Source organism: Pseudomonas sp. UMAB-40, from assembly GCF_900095275.1.
In the GTDB taxonomy this organism is placed as follows: Bacteria; Pseudomonadota; Gammaproteobacteria; order Pseudomonadales; family Pseudomonadaceae; genus Aquipseudomonas; species Aquipseudomonas mandelii_B.
This window is the reverse complement of the sequence record NZ_LT607553.1, coordinates 290628-310636: the sequence shown is the minus strand read 5'-3', so window position 1 is coordinate 310636 and position 20009 is coordinate 290628. Positions and strand designations below refer to the sequence as shown.

Below are 20009 nucleotides of genomic sequence, written 5' to 3'. Positions count from 1 at the left end.
GAACCTGTGGGAGCGGGCTTGCCCGCGAAGGCGTCAGCCCTGACAACACAGGATCAGGATCAACGCAAAGGAATCAGCAACTCCCGCACACCCGCAGCCCGCTCGATAATCTCCCCGGGCAACTTCAACCGCTGGTCATCCAGATACCGATAGTCCTTGCGTGCAGCCTCCAACCGGCTGAAATCCAGCTCAACCGTAAACTGCCCTTCCTCGCGCCCGGCCTCGAACAACAAGGTGCCCAGCGGATCCACCAGCGCACTGCCACCGGCGAACACCAACCCGTCATCGCTCTCTTTTACCCGGTTGACCATCAGCGCAAAGGCCTGGTTTTCCTGGGCTCGAGCCATGATCGCGGTGCGGTGGGTCGGGCCATAAGGGTCCATGTTGCCGTTGGTGACGATCAGCAATTCGGCACCCAGTTGCGCCAGGGCGCGGGCGGTTTCGGGAAATTCGATGTCGTAGCAGATCAACAGGCCGACCCGCAGGTCGTTCCACTCGCAAGTGGCGTAACGGTCGCCCGCCTCGAAGACGCCGCGATCCGACGCCCACAGGTGGGTCTTGCGGTATTTCAGGGCGATGCCTTCCGGGGTGATCAGCAGCGTGGTGTTGTAGAAGCGGCCGTTGTCGTTCTCGGCCATGCCGATTACCACGGCGATGTTGCGTTCGCGAGCAGCCGCCAACACGGCGCTGACCGTCGGCCCGTCCAGCGGTTCGGCGGTTTGGGCCACGGTGTCGGCAGTCGGAAAGCCCATCAGGTGGGTTTCCGGGAAGACGATCAGTTGCGTATCCGCATTACAGGCAGCGATGGCCGCCAGGGCGCGTTCGAGGTTGTACGCTGTGCCGTTGTCACGGCCCGCCAACTGGGCGAGTTCGACTTTCATGGGTATTCCTTGTTATGGGCCGGGCGGCAGAAAGATTGCCCGGTCTGTGTCTGTGCGCCAGTATGCGCAGCAAGCCACCGGGCGGGGAATCACGCCGCTGGGGTAACCCGATAGGGGTAGAGGCATGACACTTTCGTTAGACGACATCGCGTGGCACCGCTCGGTCGGGCAACTGATCGACGCCCTCGACAAGCCCAACTTCTGGACGCAGCTTGTCCGGTTGCTGGATCAGTACGTGACCTTCGACAGCTGGGTGGCGCTGCTTTTCAGCGCGGACCAGCACCCGCAGGTCTTCGCCGAATGCCCAGGCGAGGACGGCAGCCCTGATCAGTTGTTTCAGGATTACTTGCGCGGGCTGTACTTGCTCGACCCGTTCTACATCGCCTGCCGCGAGCAATCGCGTACCGGCCTTTATCGCTTGTCGGAAGTGGCGCCGGAGCACTTCGAGCTGACCGAGTACTACCAACGCTACTTTCGCCTGAATGTGGTGGCCGATGAAATCCAGTTCAATTGCCAGCTCGAAGGCGACCGCACGCTGTGCCTGTCGTTGGGCAGCAAGCAGCGTTTCAGCGGCCAGCAGATTGCCTTGCTGTCGCTGATCCAGCCTTGGGTGCTCGGCCTGCTGCGCCAGCGCCTGCCCTACGAAATCAACGAAGTCGTGGCCCTCGCGCCAGCACCGATCCAGGGCGATTGGCGCGTGCAGCTGGAAGCCTCGGTGCAACAACTCAAGGGCGCGCAATTGACCGCCCGGGAACTGGATGTCGGACGATTGATGCTCAGCGGTTGCTCCAGTAAAGAAATCGCCCGTAAGCTGGAAATCTCTGTTGAAACCGTGAAAGTCCATAAGAAACACATGTACAGCAAGCTGGGGATCAAATCCCAGTCCGAGCTGTTCTCGATATTCCTGCAGGCGCAAAATGCCTGATCGCACAGTGGCGTGCTTTCGCTTTTACTGTGGGAGCGGGCTTGCCCGCGATAGCGGCCTTTCAGAAAAAATCTGTTGTCTGACACGGCGCAATCGCGGGCAAGCCCGCTCCCACAGAGATCTTCGGATCCGCTACACCTTGTGCACTACACACGACCGAGTCCGAACCCAAGGAACCCGTATGAGCCTGTCACTCCTGAGCCGCTACGCCTTCTTTGCCGCTTGCGTGATCTTCACCCTCGCCAGCCTGCCCTTCCTCGAACACGACTGGCTCTGGCCGATCACCGCGGTGACGGGCGTCCTGAGTCTGGTGGGCCTGTTCGACCTGCTGCAAAGCCCTCACGCGGTGCGCCGGAACTACCCGATCCTGGGCAACATTCGTTATCTGGTTGAGGGCATTCGCCCGGAAATCCGCCAGTACCTGCTCGAATCCGACAGCGACGCCCTGCCCTTCTCCCGGGCCCAGCGTTCGCTGGTCTATTCCCGGGCCAAGAATGAAAGCGCTGACAAACCCTTCGGCACGCTGATCGATGTGTACCAGTCGGGTTTCGAATTCATCGGCCACTCGATGCGTCCGGCGCCGCTGAGCGACCCAAACAGTTTCCGGGTCATCGTCGGCGGCCCGCAGTGCACCCAGCCGTACTCGGCCTCGGTGTTCAACATCTCGGCCATGAGCTTCGGCTCGCTCAGCGCCAACGCCATTCGCGCCTTGAACCAGGGCGCCAAACTCGGCAACTTCGCCCACGACACGGGCGAAGGCAGCATCAGCGCGTATCACCGGGAAAACGGCGGCGACCTGACCTGGGAACTGGGCAGCGGCTACTTCGGTTGCCGCACACCGGATGGGCGCTTCGACCCGGAACGCTTCGCCGCACAAGCGCAAACACCGCAAGTGCGGATGATCGAAATCAAGATGAGCCAGGGCGCCAAACCCGGCCACGGCGGCATCCTGCCCAAGCACAAGGTCACCAAGGAAATCGCCGAAACCCGCGGCATTCTGATGGGCGAAGACTGCATCTCGCCGTCGCGTCACAGCGCGTTTTCCACGCCGATCGAACTGATGCATTTCATCCAGCAATTGCGCGAGCTGTCCGGCGGCAAACCGGTGGGCTTCAAGTTCTGCCTCGGTCACCCGTGGGAATTCATGGGCATCGCCAAGGCCATGCTGGAGACCGGCATTCTCCCGGATTTCATCGTGGTTGACGGCAAGGAAGGTGGGACCGGCGCCGCCCCCGTGGAATTCACCGACCACATCGGTGTGCCAATGCGCGAAGGCCTGCTGTTCGTCCACAACACGCTGGTGGGCCTGAACCTGCGAGACAAAATCAAACTCGGCGCCAGCGGCAAGATCGTCAGTGCCTTCGACATCGCCAGCGTCCTGGCCATCGGCGCCGACTGGGCCAACTCGGCGCGCGGCTTCATGTTTGCCATCGGCTGCATTCAGTCGCAGTCGTGCCACACCAACAAATGCCCGACCGGCGTCGCCACTCAAGACACCCTGCGTCAACGTGCGCTGGTGGTCCCGGACAAGGCCCAGCGCGTCTTCAACTTCCACCGCAACACGCTCAAGGCGTTGGCGGAAATGCTCGCAGCCGCCGGCCTCGATCATCCTTCACAGCTGTCGGCCAAGCATCTGGTGCGGCGCATGTCGGCGACCGAGATCAAGCTGTTCTCGCAGTTGCATGTGTTTTTGAAACCGGGGGAATTGCTGACCGGTGAGGTGAATGGCGAGTTTTACTCGCGGATGTGGCAGATGGCGCGGGCGGACAGTTTTGAGCCTAATGAGGTGGTTGCTGCGTAAGGAGCGATTGCACGTCAGCCTCGCGAGAGGTTGGCGTGGCATCAAGCGTGAACAGGCGGGCTTCGACATATCCCCCCTTCAATGACAGCGTTTGTTTCCAGTCTTTTGGAAACAGCCTGGAATGTTCAGCCTTGGTAATACCCTTAATCCACCAAACTCTTTTGGCAGTCAGATCCAAAGCCGAAAAATCATTGAAAGTCATATCGACTGCACGCTGAGAGACCAATGCCCAACCGCCAAACCTGGAGGGCCCCCACGCTCCGCCAGTCGAGGACTTGTAAACGTAAATCCTCGGTTGGATGCCACTCGTGTTGTAGTACATGAATGGTAAGTACCAAAACAATCCATCGATCACTATCACATCATCCGACCCGCTCTTTTGAGCGATGCCAGCCGCCAAGATGTCCAGCCGCCCCTGTTGTCGAACGTCTGTACCGTTCATCTCATCCGTCTGTGCGTACACCGCCCGCAATCCCTGAGATTCTGCAAAGACAAGCAATGCCACAACAGCAAAGACAGACGTTCTGAATCTGCGACCCCATGAATCCAGAGCAAGCGCGGCGATCAAGGGCAGCGCAATAGCTGCGAACGCAAGGTATCGAGAAAAAAATAACGGTTTGAACAGCGAAAGCAGCAATACGCACAGTACAGGCACCCAAAAATAGCTAACCAGCAATACCCTGTAACGACGCTTGGGCTGGTCTTCCATCATTACCAACACTGCGCAAGCAAGGATCAATAGTGTCGCCACGACACGCCACCAGGACAACGCCGGCACCGAATCACGTATCACCGTGAACTGCCAACCGGCTGTGAGCACACTTTGCCAAGTCAGACGCGGGATCCATTCGAGCCCTTCTCCCTGCAGCAGTTGGTGAGAGAGACTCGGTACCCAAGGAAGGTACAGCGCGACGATCGCACTGTTGGCCAGTACCCATGTGCGGATGGACAATCCGCGCGCCTGCCACCAAAAAAGCCAATGCACCAAAACACATAACGCGGCGAAGTAGTGCGTATAAAAAGCTGCCGTCATCAACAACACATAGAGGATTGCAAAGCGCTTTCGCTGCGGTGAATTAACCCAGCACACCAACGCCACGGTCGCGCCCATGAGCCAGAAACCGAGCAAGGTATACATGCGGATTTCCTGGCTATAACGAACCGAAATCGGCAGCAGTGCCAACAACAAGGCAGCGATCCATGTCGCCCTTCGTGTGGCAACCAGACTCATCAGTTTGATGCACAGCAACAGCGTGCCAACGTCGGCCAGTGCACTCAGGGATCGAGCAGACAAGACGCCATTACCGAACAACAACATCCAGCAATGCAGCAACACATAGTAAAGCGGTGGATGAACGTCCCGAGCCGTGGTGGACCAGATAGTCGAGGGCGATTCGGCAGCGAGCAGCAGGCTATACGCCTCGTCATACCAGACGGCCGGCACGGTAATAGAGTGAAACCTCACGGCCAGCGCGATTGCCACCACCGCAATCAACCCCGCCCAATCGACAAACCGGCGCGACACCTTCATGCATCGCGCTCGCCATATAGAACAAATCTCGAAAAGAAGAGCCCGCAGATCAGACTTAACAGTGAGAAAGACCCAACGGTTACCAGCCCGTGGAGTTTCCAGACATCGGCGTAATGCCCGACCACAAAACTCATGATCCCCATAAAAAACACATACAACAGATAACGAAGTACCGACGCCCCGGCCTCAAACGTGTACAGCGCGTGCACATAAAATGAGAAGGTCCCCGCGACACAAAACGCCGAAAAATTACTGGCAGCCTGACTCAGCTCGGCCGCGACAGTGAGAACGTAAAAGATCTGCCAGTGAATGAGCGTATTGGCCACGCCAACGATCGCGTAGGTGGAGAATGCTTTCCATAAGGCTTTCATGTCCGTTCCTTGAACTGTTCCGGTTTCAGGTGCGGTTCAAACCTAAAGTCGAAGACAGTTGCGCGTCTACTGTAAGAACTAACAGGTAACGCGGCATTCCAGACCAGTGGTCATGGTGTTCACCACTGCAGCGAGGGGATCCGGGTGGGTTCTTTCATGACGATAAAGCCGTAATCCCCCAGCAGATAAATGCGATAGAACAGGCTGTCCACCAGCGGTGCATAACCCTGGTAACCCACCATCGTCGCGTTGCGCCGTTCCTTTTCCCTGACCACATTGGTAATGCCTGCCTTGGGCAGATTTTCCGCGAGCATGTAGAAGTCGATGTTCAGCAGGTAATGCAAAACCGGCATCTGTTTGAACGAGCCCGCAGCCCCCACCAGCCAGTGATCGGAGTAGGTCACCGACATATAAATACGCTTGGCTTCGCGTAATGCCGGGCGCGAAGCAATGTCGGCGCTCAAGGCAGACAGTGCATTCGTTGCGAAGGTTTTTTGTAACGTCAGTACCCGTCCATACGCAAAGGAAAGCGAGAGCATCGCCAACAGTGGAACCAGCAACAGCAGCGGCAGCTTTCCATGCACCGGCGCCAGTGCCCGATGGCTCAGGTAGAACAGCAGCACCAGCACGACCGCAAAGCCCATCAAGGTGCGGGCGCCTTCATTGAAGTCGCGGAAAAACAGTGAGACGCCCGGCACCAGCAGCATCAGGGCGGGCAGGATCAACAGGCACAGCAGGCCGATCACGGTTTTGTTTAACCCAGTGTCCGCACGCTCAAACACGCGCTGTCCCACGCGCACGGCACCGAACAGGGCGCACAGCAACAGCGCGGCGAATACCCAGGCAAAGCCGCCATGGAACAGCAGCACGATTTTTTCCAGGACCCAGCCCGCGCTGGTTTCAATTTGCTGCAACGGCGCCGCTGCCCCGTTCAACAATGAGGTGCGCTTCTGAGTCATGAAGGAATAAGCGGTGGCGTAATAGATCAACCCCGCCAGCCCCACCTGTACAACTTTGCAGCCGATCAATCGCCACCACGCAGGCCATGCCAATGGGTCGTCCGTGCGCCGCAGCAACTCCAGGCAACACAGACCGAGAAACACATTGAAGCTGACCTGATAAAGCCCGATGGCCAAGGCTATCAGCGCGGCCGGTATCAGCAGGGTCTGGACGCGCGAGGGGCTTTGAAAGGTGATCGCGTAGATCACCGCCACCAGGCTCAGCGCCATGGTCGGCCCATCGTATTGGTACGACAGGTTTTGCAGAAAAAACGGGTTGTACCAAAGCGGCAGCACCACCAGGCAATGGGCGAACGTCGGTTCGGGGAAGTAGTGGAACGTCAGCCGAGTCAGCGCCCAACTCATCGCCAGCGTGGCGATCAACAGCGGCAGCGGGAAGATATTCGGAGCGGCGCCGCTGAAGGTCAGGAGGTTGTAGAACCATTGCGCAAACAGCCGCCCCTCCTCCGCCCAGCCGGTGCCGGCGGCCAGGGCACGCCAGTTGTCATCGATGTAGGGATAATCCGCGAGGATCAGCGGCAGGATGTAAAGCAGCGTCGCGAAAAGAAACAATAACCAGACTTGGCGGCCGGTGAGTTCTTTGTCGAGCCATTCGCTGATCTTCATGCCGACGCCTCAAGGGAATTCCGCCTTCAATCAATAAAGCTTTGAACCCCGACGGTAGTCAGAGATCGCCGACCTGCGCGGCTTTTAGACAGGCGGTTGTCACCTCGGCGATGCACAGAGACATTCCGTAATATCCGCACTTTGCAATTGCCGGAGAATCCCTGCACCCTGCGCGCCGCCAATGTGCGGCGCGCAACCTTTTGTGGCGCCGGCGCTCCTACTTCAAAACCCGTTCAAGAGCCCGCAGCCATGACGACTGAACGCGATCACCGGATCGACTTTTTCCGCGGCCTGGCGCTGATCTTCATTTTCTGGGATCACGTGCCCCACAACCCTTTGGGTCAAATGACGCTGCGTAATTTTGGCTTCAGCGATGCCGCCGAAGTCTTCGTGTTTCTCGCCGGTTACGCGGCGGTCCTGGCCTACGGCAAGATCCTTGCGCGCGACGGTTATCTGATTGCCTGCGTGAAAATCCTGCGCCGCGCCTGGGTGTTGTACGTGGTGCATATCTTCCTGCTGGCGATGCTGATGGGCATCGTGTTCTTCGCCAACAGCCACGTGGAAACCCGAGATCTGGTGGAGGAGATGGGCATGCACCACTTCATCAGCAACCCGCAGCAAGCCTTGATCGATGAGTTGCTGTTGCGCTTCAAACCGAACCTGATGGACCCATTGCCGCTCTACATCGTGCTGCTGGCCGGTTTGCCGCTGGTGCTGCCGATATTTGTGCGCAAACCCTGGGTGGTGGTGGCGATGTCGTTTGCGGTGTACCTGACGGTGCCGTTGTTCGGCTGGAATCTGGCTGCCATCAAGGACGGCGTGTGGTACTTCAACCCCGTCGCCTGGCAACTGTTGTTCGTACTCGGCGGTGCCGCTGCGATTCATGGGCAACGCCCGCGGTTGCCCGACAGACGCTCGTTGCTTCGTCAGCCAGTGTTTGTGGGTGCGGCGTTATACGCAGTAGTTGCCGGTGTACTGACCGTCTTGTGGCGGTGGCCGCAACTGCATGATGCGTTGGTACCGACCAGCCTGAGCAATCTGTTGTACCCGATCAGCAAGACCGACCTGTCGCCGGTGCGCCTGCTGCACTTTCTGGCGCTGGCGTATGTCACGGCGAAACTGTTGCCGGACACTGGCTGGACGCAGAACTGGCTGGCACAGCAATGCAGTCGCATGGGGCGTTATTCGCTGGAAGTGTTTTGCCTCAGCGTGTTGCTGGCGCCGTTGGCGGACATGGTCAATGCCCTGACCGACGATGCGTTTGCCATGCAAATCTTCACCGCGTTGGTGGGTGCGGGGTTGATGGGGTTGCTGGGGGTTTGGCTGGATTTCAACAAGCGCCTGACCCGGTCGGCACCCGCTCCCGCCGCATGACCGCCTACACAAAACCGGTTACACCAGATTGAAAGTCCGAGAGGCTTACAGCGGCAGTTTTTGCCCCGACGTAAATCGCTCAATTTTTACCTCTCCAGCGTGCTCCCTGTAGACATAGGCATGTGCATCAGGAAGAGAGGCAAGGACTTGAGCGACACCTCCTTCCCAATAGATTGCAGCACCATTGTCACAGGCAATAGCCCTGCCACCGGACGAGCGCACGAGCTCCTGAAGGGGTGCATGCCGCTGCTCTTTATCGAGGTGAGGGCAGAAAGCCCAGTGCTTCCAGCCGCTTCAGACCCCAGTCAGAGCCCGAATGAGCGGAGAATCGGTCCGAGTCACTCAGTCCTGCTTCATACCAGCAAATGGCTCCAGCGCTTAGCCCCGAGAGGATGGTGCCATTCGTACCCGCTTGGCGCAGAGCCGTATCGATTCCGAAATCTCGCCATATGGCGAGCATCTTTTGTGTATTCCCTCCCCCGACATAGACGAGATCGGCGTAGAGGATTTTCTGCAGGGCGTCTTGTTGCGTAAAGTTAGAACGCGTCGCCAGCAGGAAATCAACTTTGCAGCCCAGGCGCTCGCCATAGACGTGCTGAAAAGTTTTGCAGTATCCCTCGGCATCGCCACTTGCCGTCGGGATGAAGAGGGCTTTGGGGATACTCTTTCCTGTTTGGTTACAGATAAACGAATCCAGATCCAGAGTTTCCAATTCAGAAATTTCACCGCCACCAATCGTTACGATTTTCACGTTCAAGCACCTTAGTTCAAGAATGTACCGCGACGTTCAAATGGAACCCATGACAGGCTGAGCCCACTGTTATCCCTACGCCAAGGTGTGCTTTCAGGGCCTTTGCGAGGCAGCCACGCCTGGCCGCCGATGCTACAAATTCTCATTTTCACCCGCAACCGATCAAGAGTTACGAACTTTGACCGGGCGCAGCCAAACAATTCTCGAGCCTGCTCGCTAACACAAAGCATCTTCACTTTCTGAAAATTGCCTCCCACGCAAATCCGACATCGGGAAACAAGTGGGGAGCAGGCACCAGCCAATAAAAAGCCCCGGCCAATGGACCGGGGCTTTTGCGTTTCAGGTGTTACGACTTACGAAGCCGAACGCACCGCACCTTGCGACACATTGGTCGGTTGCAGCTTGAACACGTAGAACAACACCGTCAGCAGCACCAGGAACGCAGGTCCCACGTACAGTGCCACGCGGGTTTCCGGGAAGTAAGCCATCAGGCCGACCACCAGCACCAGGAACGCCAGCGCCAGGTACGAGCTGACCGGGTACAGCCACATCTTGTATTTCAGGCCGGCACGTTCGCTGGCACTCAGGCCTTTGCGGAACTTGAGCTGGGCCAGCAGGATCATCACCCAAGTCCAGATCGCGCCGAAAGTGGCAATCGCAGTGACCCAGACGAAGACTTTTTCCGGGACCATGTAGTTGAGCAGCACACCCAGCAACAGCACGAAGATCGACAACAGCAGCGCGCGACGGGGCACGCCGTTGTTCGAGGTCGTGGCAAAACCGGCCGGGGCCTGGCCATTCTGCGCCAGGCTGTAAAGCATGCGCCCGGTGCTGAAGATGCCGCCATTGCAGGACGACAGCGCCGCGGTGATGACCACGAAGTTGATGATGCCGGCCGCGGTCTTGATCCCCAGGCGTTCGAAGGTCATCACGAACGGACTGCCCTGGGTGCCGATTTCGTTCCACGGGTAGATCGACAGGATCACGAATAACGCGCCGACGTAGAACAGCAGAATCCGCCAGAACACCGAGCCGATCGCGTTGGGAATGGTCTTCTGCGGGTTCTTCGCTTCACCGGCGGTCAGGCCGATCATCTCGACGCCGAGGTAGGCGAACATCACCATCTGCAGCGACATCAACACGCCTTGCACGCCGTTGGGCATGAAGCCGCCGTGGGCCCAGAGATTGGAAATCCCCAACGCCACGCCGTCGTTGCCGAAACCGAACGCGATCACGCCGATGCCGCCAATCACCATCGCGATGATGGTGACGATCTTGATCAGGGCGAACCAGAACTCGAATTCACCGAAGGCTTTCACCGCGATCAGGTTGATCGAACCCATGCTGATCAACGCGGCGAGTGCCCAGATCCAGCGCGGCACATCGGGAAACCAGACGCCCATGTACACCGCCACGGCAGTGATTTCCGCGACACAGGTCACCAGCCACAGGAACCAGTAATTCCAGCCTGTCAGGAAGCCCGCCAAGGGGCCGAGGTAGTCTTGAGCGTAACGGCTGAAGGAGCCGGCGACCGGGTTGTGCACGGCCATCTCACCGAGGGCGCGCATGATCACCAGGATCGCCAGACCGCCGATGATGTAGGACAGCATGATGGCGGGGCCGGCCATTTCGATGGCCTTGGCCGAACCGAGGAACAGACCGACGCCGATACAGGCACCGAGCGCCATCAAGCGGATATGCCGTTCGCCGAGTTCGCGTTTAAGCGGGCCGCCCTGAGCGGTCTCGCCATGGGGCAGATGATTGCCGACTGGCATAGGGGTACAACCTCGTCTTGTTATTGGATATGACCACCGAGTAACAAAGCGCTGACCGGTAAGCCATTGCTTCTGAGAAACCGGGCCTGCTTCGTGAGCAAGTCCGTCTTGCAGGACAACACCGGCAAGATCAGCGGGGCGTGCAGTATAAAAAGCTTCGTACAGGGTTTTTCACTCTATAAACCACAACATTCAGCCAGAACTCTCGGGAAAAGCCCGGTTAGCGGAGGGGCATTACCTGACTTTTGTAGGATCTTTCACCACCTGAAACGCCGCCGAGTATTGCACAGCATTGGTGCATCGTCATGCCCCTGGCTAAGCCTTATTTGCTGTTCAACGTGTCTAGCAAAGGCATTTCAGGCAGGCACTACCCTGTGGCGAGGGAGCTTGCTCCCGCTCGGCTGCACAGCAGTCGCAAAACCTGTGATCGCGGTTCGACTGAAAGACCGAGATGGCAAATTCGGGTCTGCTTCGCAGCCCGGCGGGAGCAAGCTCCCTCTCCACAGGAAATGGGGAATATTTGAGATCTGTACATCCACAATTTTTTCACCATCGCCAACCACCGACTAAGCTTCAGACAAGTCCGATCAATCTGCGTGAATGGATCAATCGACTATGGGCGCGTTATGGCAAACCGATACGAGTAAAACTGTGGTTCCGACTGAACGTGTGGATGAAGCGCCTATTCCTGAAAAACCCCCTGGCAGTCGCACGACGCACGGTTGGGGGGCGTTTTGGTTGTTGCTGGTTATTATCCTGATTGTCCTGGGGCTTGCCGCTGCCAAGGAAATGCGTACCTCGAAGTTTCAATCCCGCGAGGTGAGCAAATTCGCCGCCTCCCTGAGTTACGAAATGAAACCCGGCCCCAGCGACGCGATTCGCTATCCGGGCGCAGGCCCTTTCGACCTTCGTCTGGGCTACAGCTCGATGGGCGAGTTTCTGCCGCGGTTGCTCAAGCGTGACTACGTCATTGCGTCACAAACCCGCTTTTCCCAAAAGCTGATGGACTACACCGACAACGGTTTTTTCGTGCCCTACGCGGAGAAAATCCAGGCTGGACTATCGATTACCGATTGCCGTGCGGCTCCGCTGTACCAGTACAAATACCCACAACAACTGTATTCAAGCTTTGAGTCGATTCCGCCAGTGGTGGTCAGCAGCCTGCTGTTTATTGAAAACCGCTTTTTGCTCGATCCCAAGCAACCCTTGGCCAACCCCGCTGTGGACTGGCCGCGGTTCGGCATGGCGATCTGGTCCCAGGTTGCCAAGCTGATGCACCTGCCGGGCCAGTCGGCGGGCGGCAGTACGTTGGCGACGCAACTGGAGAAATACCGGCACTCGCCTGATGGCCTGACGGTGTCGGGCGCGGAAAAGATCCGGCAGATGATTTCCGCCACCGTGCGCGCTTATCAAGCGGGACCGGAAACCTTGCAGGTCCGGCAAAATGTGGTGCGCGATTACCTCAACAGCGTGCCACTGTCGGCAGTGCCGGGGCACGGTGAAGTGCATGGCATGGCTGAAGGGTTGCGCGTCTGGTACGGCGCCGATTTCAACAAGGCCAACGAACGGCTGGCCAGCACCGACACGGATCCCAAGAGCATGGCCGAAAAGGGCCTGGCCCTGCGTGAAATGCTCTCGCTGATGATCGCCCAGCGCCGCCCTTCTCACTACCTGACCAAAGGCCACGATGAACTGGCCGACCTCACCGACAGCCACATCCGCCTGCTGGCGGCGAATGGCGTGATCGATGCGCCCTTCGCCACCGCCGCCCTGGCCAGCAAGGTGACCTACCGCGACTGGCAGACCCAGCCGACCATTCAGCCGATTGAAACCAACAAAGGCATCAGCGTGGCGCGCAGTCGTCTGGGCGGGCTGCTCAACCGTCCGCTGTACGACCTCGACCGCCTCGACCTGTCCGCCACCAGCACCCTGCAAGGCGACTTGCAAACCCAGGCCACCGAATACCTCAAGCACCTGGCCGACCCGGTGTTTGCCACACAAATCGGTCTGATGGGTGAACGCTTGCTCACCCCCACCAGCACCACCCAGGTGCGCTACAGCTTCACGTTGTTTGAGCTGACACCGGACGGCGCGCGCGTGCGGGTGCAGACCGACAGCACCGATCAGCCGTTCGACATCAACGAAGGCAGCAAGCTGGAACTGGGCTCTACCGCGAAAATGCGCGTGCTCACCACCTACCTGCAAATCATGGCCGAGCTGCACGACAAGTACGCAGCGATGACCATCCCGGAACTGAAGAAAGTCGACGTCCCGGATCAGGACCGCCTGAGTCGCTGGGCCGTCGATTACCTGATTGAGAACAAGGACCGCAACCTGCCGGCCATGCTCGGCGCCGCGCTGGATCGTAAATATTCGGCGAGCCCCGGCGAAGCCTTTTTCACCGGCGGCGGGTTGCACACCTTCGTCAACTTCCGCAAGGAAGACAACGGTCGCATTCCGACCTTGCGCGATGCCTTGCGCGAATCGATCAACCTGCCGTTCATTCGGCTGATGCGTGACCTGGTGCGCTACACCACGTATTCGGGCCCCAACAACAGCGCCGAATTGCTCAAGGACGATCGCGACCCACGGCGTCAGGAATACCTGGCCAATTTCGCCGACCGCGAAGGCACTTCTTTCCTGCTGAAGTTCTGGAAAAAATACAAAAACAAAGACACCCAGGCGCGGCTCGATACCTTCCTCGACAGCATGCGTCCGACGCCGATTCGCATGGCGGCGGTGCACCGTTATCTGCTGCCCCAGGCCAGTCAGGAAAGCTTCAACGCCTTTGTGCGTGCGCACCTCAAAGGCGCCAAGCTCACCGAAAAACTCACCGACGAACGCCTGCAACGGCTCTACGAGAATTACAGCCCCGGCGCCTACGACTTGCCGGATCAGGGCTTCATCGCCAAGGTTCACCCGCTGGACCTGTGGCTGATGGGCTACCTGCTGAACAACCCGGATGCGAAGTGGAGCCAGATCGTCAAAGCCAGCCAGTTCGAGCGTCAGGAAGTCTACAGCTGGCTGTTCAAGAGTCGTCACAAGGGCGCTCGCGACAGCCGTATTCGCACCATGCTGGAGATCGAAGCCTTCCTCGACATTCATCAGCGCTGGCAGAAAGTCGGCTACCCGTTCGATCACCTGGTGCCGTCATTGGCCACCGCCATCGGCAGCTCCGGCGACCGCCCGGCAGCCTTGGGCGAGCTGATCGGCACCATCCTCAACGACGGTGTGCGCATGCCGACATTGCGCATCGACACCCTGCATTTCGCGGCGAATACACCCTACGAAACCAAACTGATCAATGACCCGGACGCCGGCAAACGGGTGATGCCGTCCGAAGTCGCTGCCGCCATGCGCGAGGCCTTGTCGCAGGTGGTGGATGCCGGTACAGCCAAACGTGTTTCCGGCAGTTTCATCACGCCCGATGGCAAACCCTTGGCCATGGGCGGCAAGACCGGGACCGGGGATAACCGCATCGAAGCCATTGGTTCCGGCGGGCGGATTCTCAGTTCGAAGTCGATCAACCGCACGGCCACCTTCGTGTTTTACATCGGTGATAGTCACTTCGGTACGTTGACCGCCTTCGTGCCCGGGCGCACTGCCGAAGCCTTCAAATTCACTTCGGCGCTGCCCGTGCAGGTGCTCAAGGGCATGGCGCCAATTCTCACGCCGTATCTGCAACCGGGTGCGCATACGCAATGCCTGCCGGTGGAGGTCGCGCGGCGCTGAAAAAAGGCGGTAATTAGTTATTTTCGGCATTGGTAATTCCAATGCATTTGGGGGGCCAACACTGATTAAGCAGCGGTAATTCAGGCTTTTACTTTGAGCCTCGGGCGTTAGGCTGGTCACTCCACTTAACGCTCAAGGTTTATTAAAAGCATGACTGACTTACACGGACGTATATCAGCGCTACCGACACCGGGGGCCGATGACCATAAAGGTCGTCATTACGACTTCATCAAGAGCCGTCTCCATCCCGCGTTCAAGGACGCTTCACTGCGACGAATTCGGGAGCTGAGCCTCACACAAACGGCTTCAGGGTATTGGGTACAGGCCACCAGGGATTTCGATCACACGCCGTTACAAGAAGCCAACTTCGAACGCTGGTCCGCTCAAAACACCGTCGATCGGGTCATGGACAAGGTACAAGGCGTTTACGAATTCGCCGAACCGGTACTGACCGAGGCGTTACTGAAACAGTTCGGTGTCGACGTCGATGTAAAGACCACTTACTTGCATCTTTATCTACCCAAAAAGCTTCCCTGGTATTCAGCCGACTTCGGCGGTGCCGTGACCCGAATCGTTTCACTGCTGGACGCGGCGCTGCACAACTTCGCGAGCAAGGAAACCTGCGAACCAGACTCGGACTTCATCAGCCAGCCCGATGCTCGCGGGCATTTCGACATCCTGCCGATCAAACGCAACATGTCCATCGCCCAGTTTCAGACCCTGTGTCGCAAGCTGGACATTGGCGCGCTACACGAAATACCTCGAAGAGCAGTTGCGGCCCAGGGATGGCCTCGTGCGGGCTGTTTTGAAACACAAGATCGTCGAGAGCGAGAAAGCCTCGTTTAAAGCGGCCGCCAGACTGGCCGTCCTGAAGGGCGACATCGACGCCGATAGCTGTGACCTGATCCTGATGATGCTCGATGGCCAGCGCAACCTCACCCGCAAAGGCCGGATAATGCAATTCGCCAACCTGTCGATTCTCGACAGCTTGCTGACCGGAATCGTATTGATTACGCCGGATCTGGACCGGACCCGTGAGGTGGTGCCGATCTTCGCTTACGTCCCTCAAGACCCTGAGCACCCGCTGAAAGAGTACCCCTCGACCCTCGCGTTCGTGAATGAACTGACGCGTCAGTTACGTAACAACGACGTCATACCGTCCACCGGCATGACCTACCAGCAATACTTCAGCCGGTTCGTCGATCAATCCGATCGAGGGCATTTTTTCGGTGGGCTGCAACAACGTCTGTTCCAAGTGAAATGGCATCAGAAAGAGCCGCTGGACCAGAGGCCGAGCTGGCGGGAAGTGGCCGTCACTGACCCTCATCTGCACTTCAACACCGCACCGCTCACCGGCGAACTCTGGCAGTACCTGTTTGAGCAAAAACTCAACAAGGTTCTCAATGACGCCCGACACATCGCCGTGTCCACCGCCGATGCCGATACCAACGCCCGATGGGCCTGGTGGGAGAACTTCAAGAAAATAGCCTCGGACATCTTCAACATCGCCCTGATGGTCGTCACGCCGTTCGTTCCCGGACTCGGTGAGCTGATGATGGGCTACATGGCTTATCAGATGGCCAGTGACGCCATCGAAGGCATCGTCGACATGACACTGGGGCTGTGGACCGAAGCCACCGAACACATCATCGGCGTGGCCACGGATTTTCTTCAGCTCGCGGCCTTTGCCGCCGGTGCGCAGATCGGTGCACTGGCACGCCTGAAACTGTCGCCGCTGATCGAAGGCATGAAACCGGTCACCCTGCCCAACGGCGAACACCGGCTGTGGCACCCCGACCTCAAACCCTATGAATTGTCCGATGTGCAGTTATCGCCGGACTCCAGACCCGACGCGCTGGGGCTGCATGTCCACGAAGGCAAGGATGTTCTGCCACTGGATGACAAGCACTACGCCGTGCAAAAGGATCCGCAAACCGGCAACTACCGCGTCAAACACCCGCATCGCGAGAATGCTTATCTGCCCGAGCTGAAACACAACGACCTCGGCGCCTGGACTCATGAAGCCGAGACCCCGCGAACCTGGGATCGCCCGACGCTGATGCGCCGTCTCGGCCACTCCGTGGAGGGCTTCAGTGACGCGCAGCTCGAAGACGTTCGCATCGCCAGCGGCACCGACGACGGTGCGCTGCGCCGGATGTACGTCGACAACACGGCCCCGCCCCCGTTACTGGACGACAGCCTCACCCGCTTGAACATCCAGCGCCAGACCCGTCAGGCGATTGAAAGGATTCGCTCGGGTCAGCCTCTGGATCCTTCCTCCTACTGGTTTGAACCGCTGGCGACTTACCTGGAGGGCTGGCCCGCGGATAAAGCCCTGAAGGTCTACGAAAACGCCGACACGAGCGGCCGGTTCCGCCAGTACGGCAATGCCGATGCGAGCGACGGGCAGACGCTGTCCACCAGTTTGTCCAACCTCATGAGCGACCGATTTGCGCCAGACCTTGTCGAGTTTCTCAGCGAAGAAGAGCTGCAAGCCGTGCTCGGTAGGTCCACCGCCAAAAGTGAACGAGTGCAAGCGTTGCGTAATCGACTGGCGGATGAAGCCAGTCGAATGGACGCGGACATCGTCAATCAGCTTTACCAAGGTGCCCAGGCGTCTGACGACCCGCAGTTGCGACTCCTACGCCACTCATATCCCGAACTGCCGTCCCGTGCGGCAGCGACGTTGCTGAGCAGTGCCGACGCGACCGACCTCAAGCGCATGACCCAGGAGCAACGTCTGCCACTCAGCCTGAAAAGCCGAGCGCGGGAAGCCTTCGAAGCCCGGACCAACCATGCCTATGAAGGCTTCCACGACGGCGCGCAGTGGGTGGAGGAAACCGAGAGCCTGGTACTGAACGCCTTGAGGATTCATACCGACACCTTCGCGCAAATGCGCATCGAGGTTCGCGAAGGCAACGATTCCGGCCCCTTGCGCAGCCGTGTGGGGGCCGAGGACGCGTCCATGGTCCGGGTGCTGGTCAAGGATGATGTCAACCGGTTCGAAGTCTGGGACGGCGACAACCACAAACTGCACGACGCCGCTGATTTTTACGACGCCGTGCTCAACGCCTTGCCGAAAAACAAACAGGCGCAGCTGGGTTATCGGCCGGGCCAGGGCGCCTTTTTCAAGCAATGGGTGATGGCGAAGACCGAGACACCGGCGCAGCGTCGTACCGCGCTCGCTGCACCGCCGATCCGTCCGCAGGCTGACCATGAAGACATGATGCTGTTGCGCGGTCCCGGTTTCTCCGTAACCGCCCCCACGCTCACCGAACGGGTGCAGGATATCTACCCCCACTTCAACGAACGCGAGGTCGATACCTTCGTTCGATCCCTGGGTTCGCAGGAGCAAGGTCACCAGACACTGACCCGACTGGACCGCGAACTGGATGACTTGCGTGTGCTGTTCAATCGCTGGCGATACCAGCAGCCGGATACCTGGGGCCCGGATCAACGCGGGTTCGTCAACAGTGGCGGCTTGCACCTTGCCGAGCGGTTCATCGACTGTTTCAAACGCAAGCCCACGGTCTTTGGTGAACGCAGTATCACGGCCGACGGCGGTTATGCGCTGGACCTGTCCACAGAGTTCGGGATGTACGACCTCGAACGTTGGTGGAAGGACCTGCCGGATATCAAGCACTACCTCGATCAGATCAGCACCTTGAATCTGGACCGCACGCACCTATCCGAATCCGCCACAGGCCTGTTAGGGGACTTCACTCATCTGCGGCAACTGAGCGCCCGCAGCTGCGGCTTGACGCGACTTCCCGACACCATCGGCAAGATGCACCACCTGCGCACTTTGCGGTTAATGAACAACGACATCACGTTGACCCCATCGGCTGTCGAGCAACTGCGAAACCTGACCCGCATGGAAACCCTCAGGCTCGATGACAACAAGCGGTTGGGCCTGCTCCCGGACGTTGGACGCATGCCCAGACTGAGAATCCTGAGTTTGAGCAACACCGGGGCCACCACCTGGCCCGATGGCCTGTTCGGGCCCTTCAACAAACGTCGACCGCGCGGCTTCTTTCTGGATTTGCAGGAGAACCCGATCAGCGTCATTCCGAAAGTCGTGCCCGGCTCGGAGGACGCCTTCCTCCTGGCGCGGACCCGCCTGTACGAAAAGCAACTCTCGGACGCCAACCTGATCACTTTCAAAGCGTATCGACGGTCAGTCGGCATCTCGCCCAAGCAGGTCTACGCCAATGCGGCACGCGACGCGATGTACTTGTGGCCCATGAATGACGACTCGGTATGGTGGAGTAACCAAGTCTCAGGGCTGGGTACTTTTCGAGAGGAAGCCTGGCACGACTTGATGACCGAGCCTGGCTCCGAAGACTTTTTTGCCTTGATCCAGAAACAGACCCGCTCGGCCGATTACACGGCCGGTGGTGAATTGCGTCAACAGCTCAGCAACCGGGTCTGGCGCATGATTGAAGCCATCGACCTGGACACCGAGTTGCGCAAGGATCTGTTCGCAATGGCCAAGGCGCCCACCACCTGCGCCGATGCCGGAGCCCAAGTGTTCAACCACATGGGCATCAAGGTGCTCGCCTCCGAAGCTTATGCCTTGTCGACATCCAACGCCGTCCTTGAAAGCAAACTGGTGAACCTGGCCAGAGGTGCCGCTCGCCTCGCCCGCGTGGATGACATTGCCCGTGCCGACTTCGGCAGTCGGCCAGGCAATCCGGATGAGGTCGAGGTGTACCTCGCCTACGAAACCGGCCTGGCTCAACGCCTCGGTTTACCTTGGCAATCGGAGTCGATGCTGTATCGTCCCACGGCCGGCGTGGACGCCAACACCCTCGACACCGCCTTCGATACGGTGATGTCCATGGAGGCCGGCGATGGCTTGATCAACGACATGATCGAACAGCCGTTCTGGCAGAAATACCTGCAGGACACGTACCCGAACGAGTTCCGGCGCAATGCCCTGTTTTACGAAACCAAGAGCGAATTGCTGGATGAGTTACGCGAAGTTCAACACGCCTGGGCCCGCTCCAAAGGCCAGCAGATTGCACAACGACGAGCACTCAAACAGCGCCTGCAAGACCTCGCCCGGCGCCTGGATGTCGATGAGAGTGTGGTGTTGACCGATGAAGACATGACTGATGAGGTCTATGGCCAATTGCTGCACGACATGGGCTACGAAGAAAAAGAGCTGAGCCGAAAACTCACCCGCGCAGCGCTGCAAAAAGACGCACAGCCGTAATCGGCAACCCCTGATGCATCGGGTG

11 protein-coding genes and 1 pseudogene are annotated in these 20009 nt (G+C 58.7%); 6 read left to right on the top strand and 6 right to left on the bottom strand.

All coding sequences use genetic code 11. From position 1 onward, the window contains the following. Positions 1-59: 59 nt before the first annotated feature. On the bottom strand, positions 60-881 hold the full coding sequence (locus K0F88_RS06035) for a carbon-nitrogen hydrolase family protein (RefSeq protein ID WP_219094562.1): 822 nt from the start codon (positions 879-881) through the stop codon (positions 60-62). Between the two features lie 124 nt (positions 882-1005). Between K0F88_RS06035 and K0F88_RS06030 the strand changes: the two genes are divergently transcribed. Together K0F88_RS06030 and K0F88_RS06025 are read left to right on the top strand one after the other, a co-directional pair. Then, the gene (locus K0F88_RS06030) at positions 1006-1806 is read left to right on the top strand and encodes a LuxR C-terminal-related transcriptional regulator (RefSeq protein WP_059406091.1); all 801 of its coding nucleotides are present in this window, start codon (positions 1006-1008) and stop codon (positions 1804-1806) included. A 181-nt stretch (positions 1807-1987) separates the two neighbouring features. Next, positions 1988-3607: an FMN-binding glutamate synthase family protein gene (locus tag K0F88_RS06025; RefSeq protein WP_219094561.1), complete on the top strand. Its 1620-nt coding sequence runs from the start codon at positions 1988-1990 to the stop codon at positions 3605-3607. Here the strand turns inward: K0F88_RS06025 and K0F88_RS06020 are convergent. From K0F88_RS06020 to K0F88_RS06010, 3 genes are all read right to left on the bottom strand, one after another. Continuing rightward, entirely contained in the window at positions 3585-5138 is a 1554-nt protein-coding gene (locus K0F88_RS06020; protein WP_219094560.1) for a glycosyltransferase family 39 protein, read from the bottom strand. The two genes, K0F88_RS06025 and K0F88_RS06020, sit on opposite strands and share 23 nt — an antisense overlap. Then, positions 5135-5509, bottom strand: coding sequence for a GtrA family protein (locus tag K0F88_RS06015; RefSeq protein ID WP_094470852.1), 375 nt, complete (start codon positions 5507-5509; stop codon positions 5135-5137). The genes K0F88_RS06020 and K0F88_RS06015 overlap by 4 nt, the downstream gene beginning before the upstream one ends. A gap of 119 nt (positions 5510-5628) precedes the next feature. Further along, positions 5629-7134, bottom strand: coding sequence for a glucosyltransferase domain-containing protein (locus K0F88_RS06010; RefSeq protein ID WP_094470851.1), 1506 nt, complete (start codon positions 7132-7134; stop codon positions 5629-5631). Positions 7135-7383: 249 nt separating this feature from the next. On the opposite strand from K0F88_RS06010, the gene K0F88_RS06005 reads away from it, so the two are divergent. Next, entirely contained in the window at positions 7384-8508 is a 1125-nt protein-coding gene (locus tag K0F88_RS06005; RefSeq protein ID WP_219094559.1) for an OpgC family protein, read from the top strand. 253 nt (positions 8509-8761) lie between these two features. Here K0F88_RS06005 and K0F88_RS06000 read toward each other — a convergent pair whose 3' ends face one another. Together K0F88_RS06000 and K0F88_RS05995 are read right to left on the bottom strand one after the other, a co-directional pair. Further along, the gene (locus K0F88_RS06000) at positions 8762-9259 is read right to left on the bottom strand and encodes a Type 1 glutamine amidotransferase-like domain-containing protein (RefSeq protein WP_219094558.1); all 498 of its coding nucleotides are present in this window, start codon (positions 9257-9259) and stop codon (positions 8762-8764) included. A 353-nt stretch (positions 9260-9612) separates the two neighbouring features. Next, complete coding sequence (locus K0F88_RS05995; protein WP_219094557.1) at positions 9613-11034, bottom strand: amino acid permease; 1422 nt, start codon at positions 11032-11034, stop codon at positions 9613-9615. A gap of 615 nt (positions 11035-11649) precedes the next feature. Between K0F88_RS05995 and K0F88_RS05990 the strand changes: the two genes are divergently transcribed. From K0F88_RS05990 to K0F88_RS05985, 3 genes and pseudogenes are all read left to right on the top strand, one after another. After that, complete coding sequence (locus tag K0F88_RS05990; RefSeq protein ID WP_219094556.1) at positions 11650-14766, top strand: transglycosylase domain-containing protein; 3117 nt, start codon at positions 11650-11652, stop codon at positions 14764-14766. A 150-nt stretch (positions 14767-14916) separates the two neighbouring features. Beyond that, positions 14917-15910 (top strand): annotated as a pseudogene (locus K0F88_RS32945) (dermonecrotic toxin domain-containing protein); the annotation flags it as partial. A 24-nt stretch (positions 15911-15934) separates the two neighbouring features. Further along, a complete protein-coding gene (locus K0F88_RS05985) occupies positions 15935-19984 on the top strand; it encodes an NEL-type E3 ubiquitin ligase domain-containing protein (protein WP_374039708.1) in 4050 nt (1349 codons plus the stop codon). The last annotated feature ends 25 nt before the right edge of the window (positions 19985-20009 follow it).

Coding starts and splice junctions, on each gene's coding strand:
- K0F88_RS06020 (WP_219094560.1), bottom strand. CDS start 5,138: ATGAAGGTGTCGCGCCGGTTTGTCGATTGGGCGGGGTTGATTGCGGTG.
- K0F88_RS05990 (WP_219094556.1), top strand. CDS start 11,650: ATGGGCGCGTTATGGCAAACCGATACGAGTAAAACTGTGGTTCCGACT.
- K0F88_RS06030 (WP_059406091.1), top strand. CDS start 1,006: ATGACACTTTCGTTAGACGACATCGCGTGGCACCGCTCGGTCGGGCAA.
- K0F88_RS05995 (WP_219094557.1), bottom strand. CDS start 11,034: ATGCCAGTCGGCAATCATCTGCCCCATGGCGAGACCGCTCAGGGCGGC.
- K0F88_RS06010 (WP_094470851.1), bottom strand. CDS start 7,134: ATGAAGATCAGCGAATGGCTCGACAAAGAACTCACCGGCCGCCAAGTC.
- K0F88_RS06025 (WP_219094561.1), top strand. CDS start 1,988: ATGAGCCTGTCACTCCTGAGCCGCTACGCCTTCTTTGCCGCTTGCGTG.
- K0F88_RS06015 (WP_094470852.1), bottom strand. CDS start 5,509: ATGAAAGCCTTATGGAAAGCATTCTCCACCTACGCGATCGTTGGCGTG.
- K0F88_RS06035 (WP_219094562.1), bottom strand. CDS start 881: ATGAAAGTCGAACTCGCCCAGTTGGCGGGCCGTGACAACGGCACAGCG.
- K0F88_RS06005 (WP_219094559.1), top strand. CDS start 7,384: ATGACGACTGAACGCGATCACCGGATCGACTTTTTCCGCGGCCTGGCG.
- K0F88_RS05985 (WP_374039708.1), top strand. CDS start 15,935: ATGACCTACCAGCAATACTTCAGCCGGTTCGTCGATCAATCCGATCGA.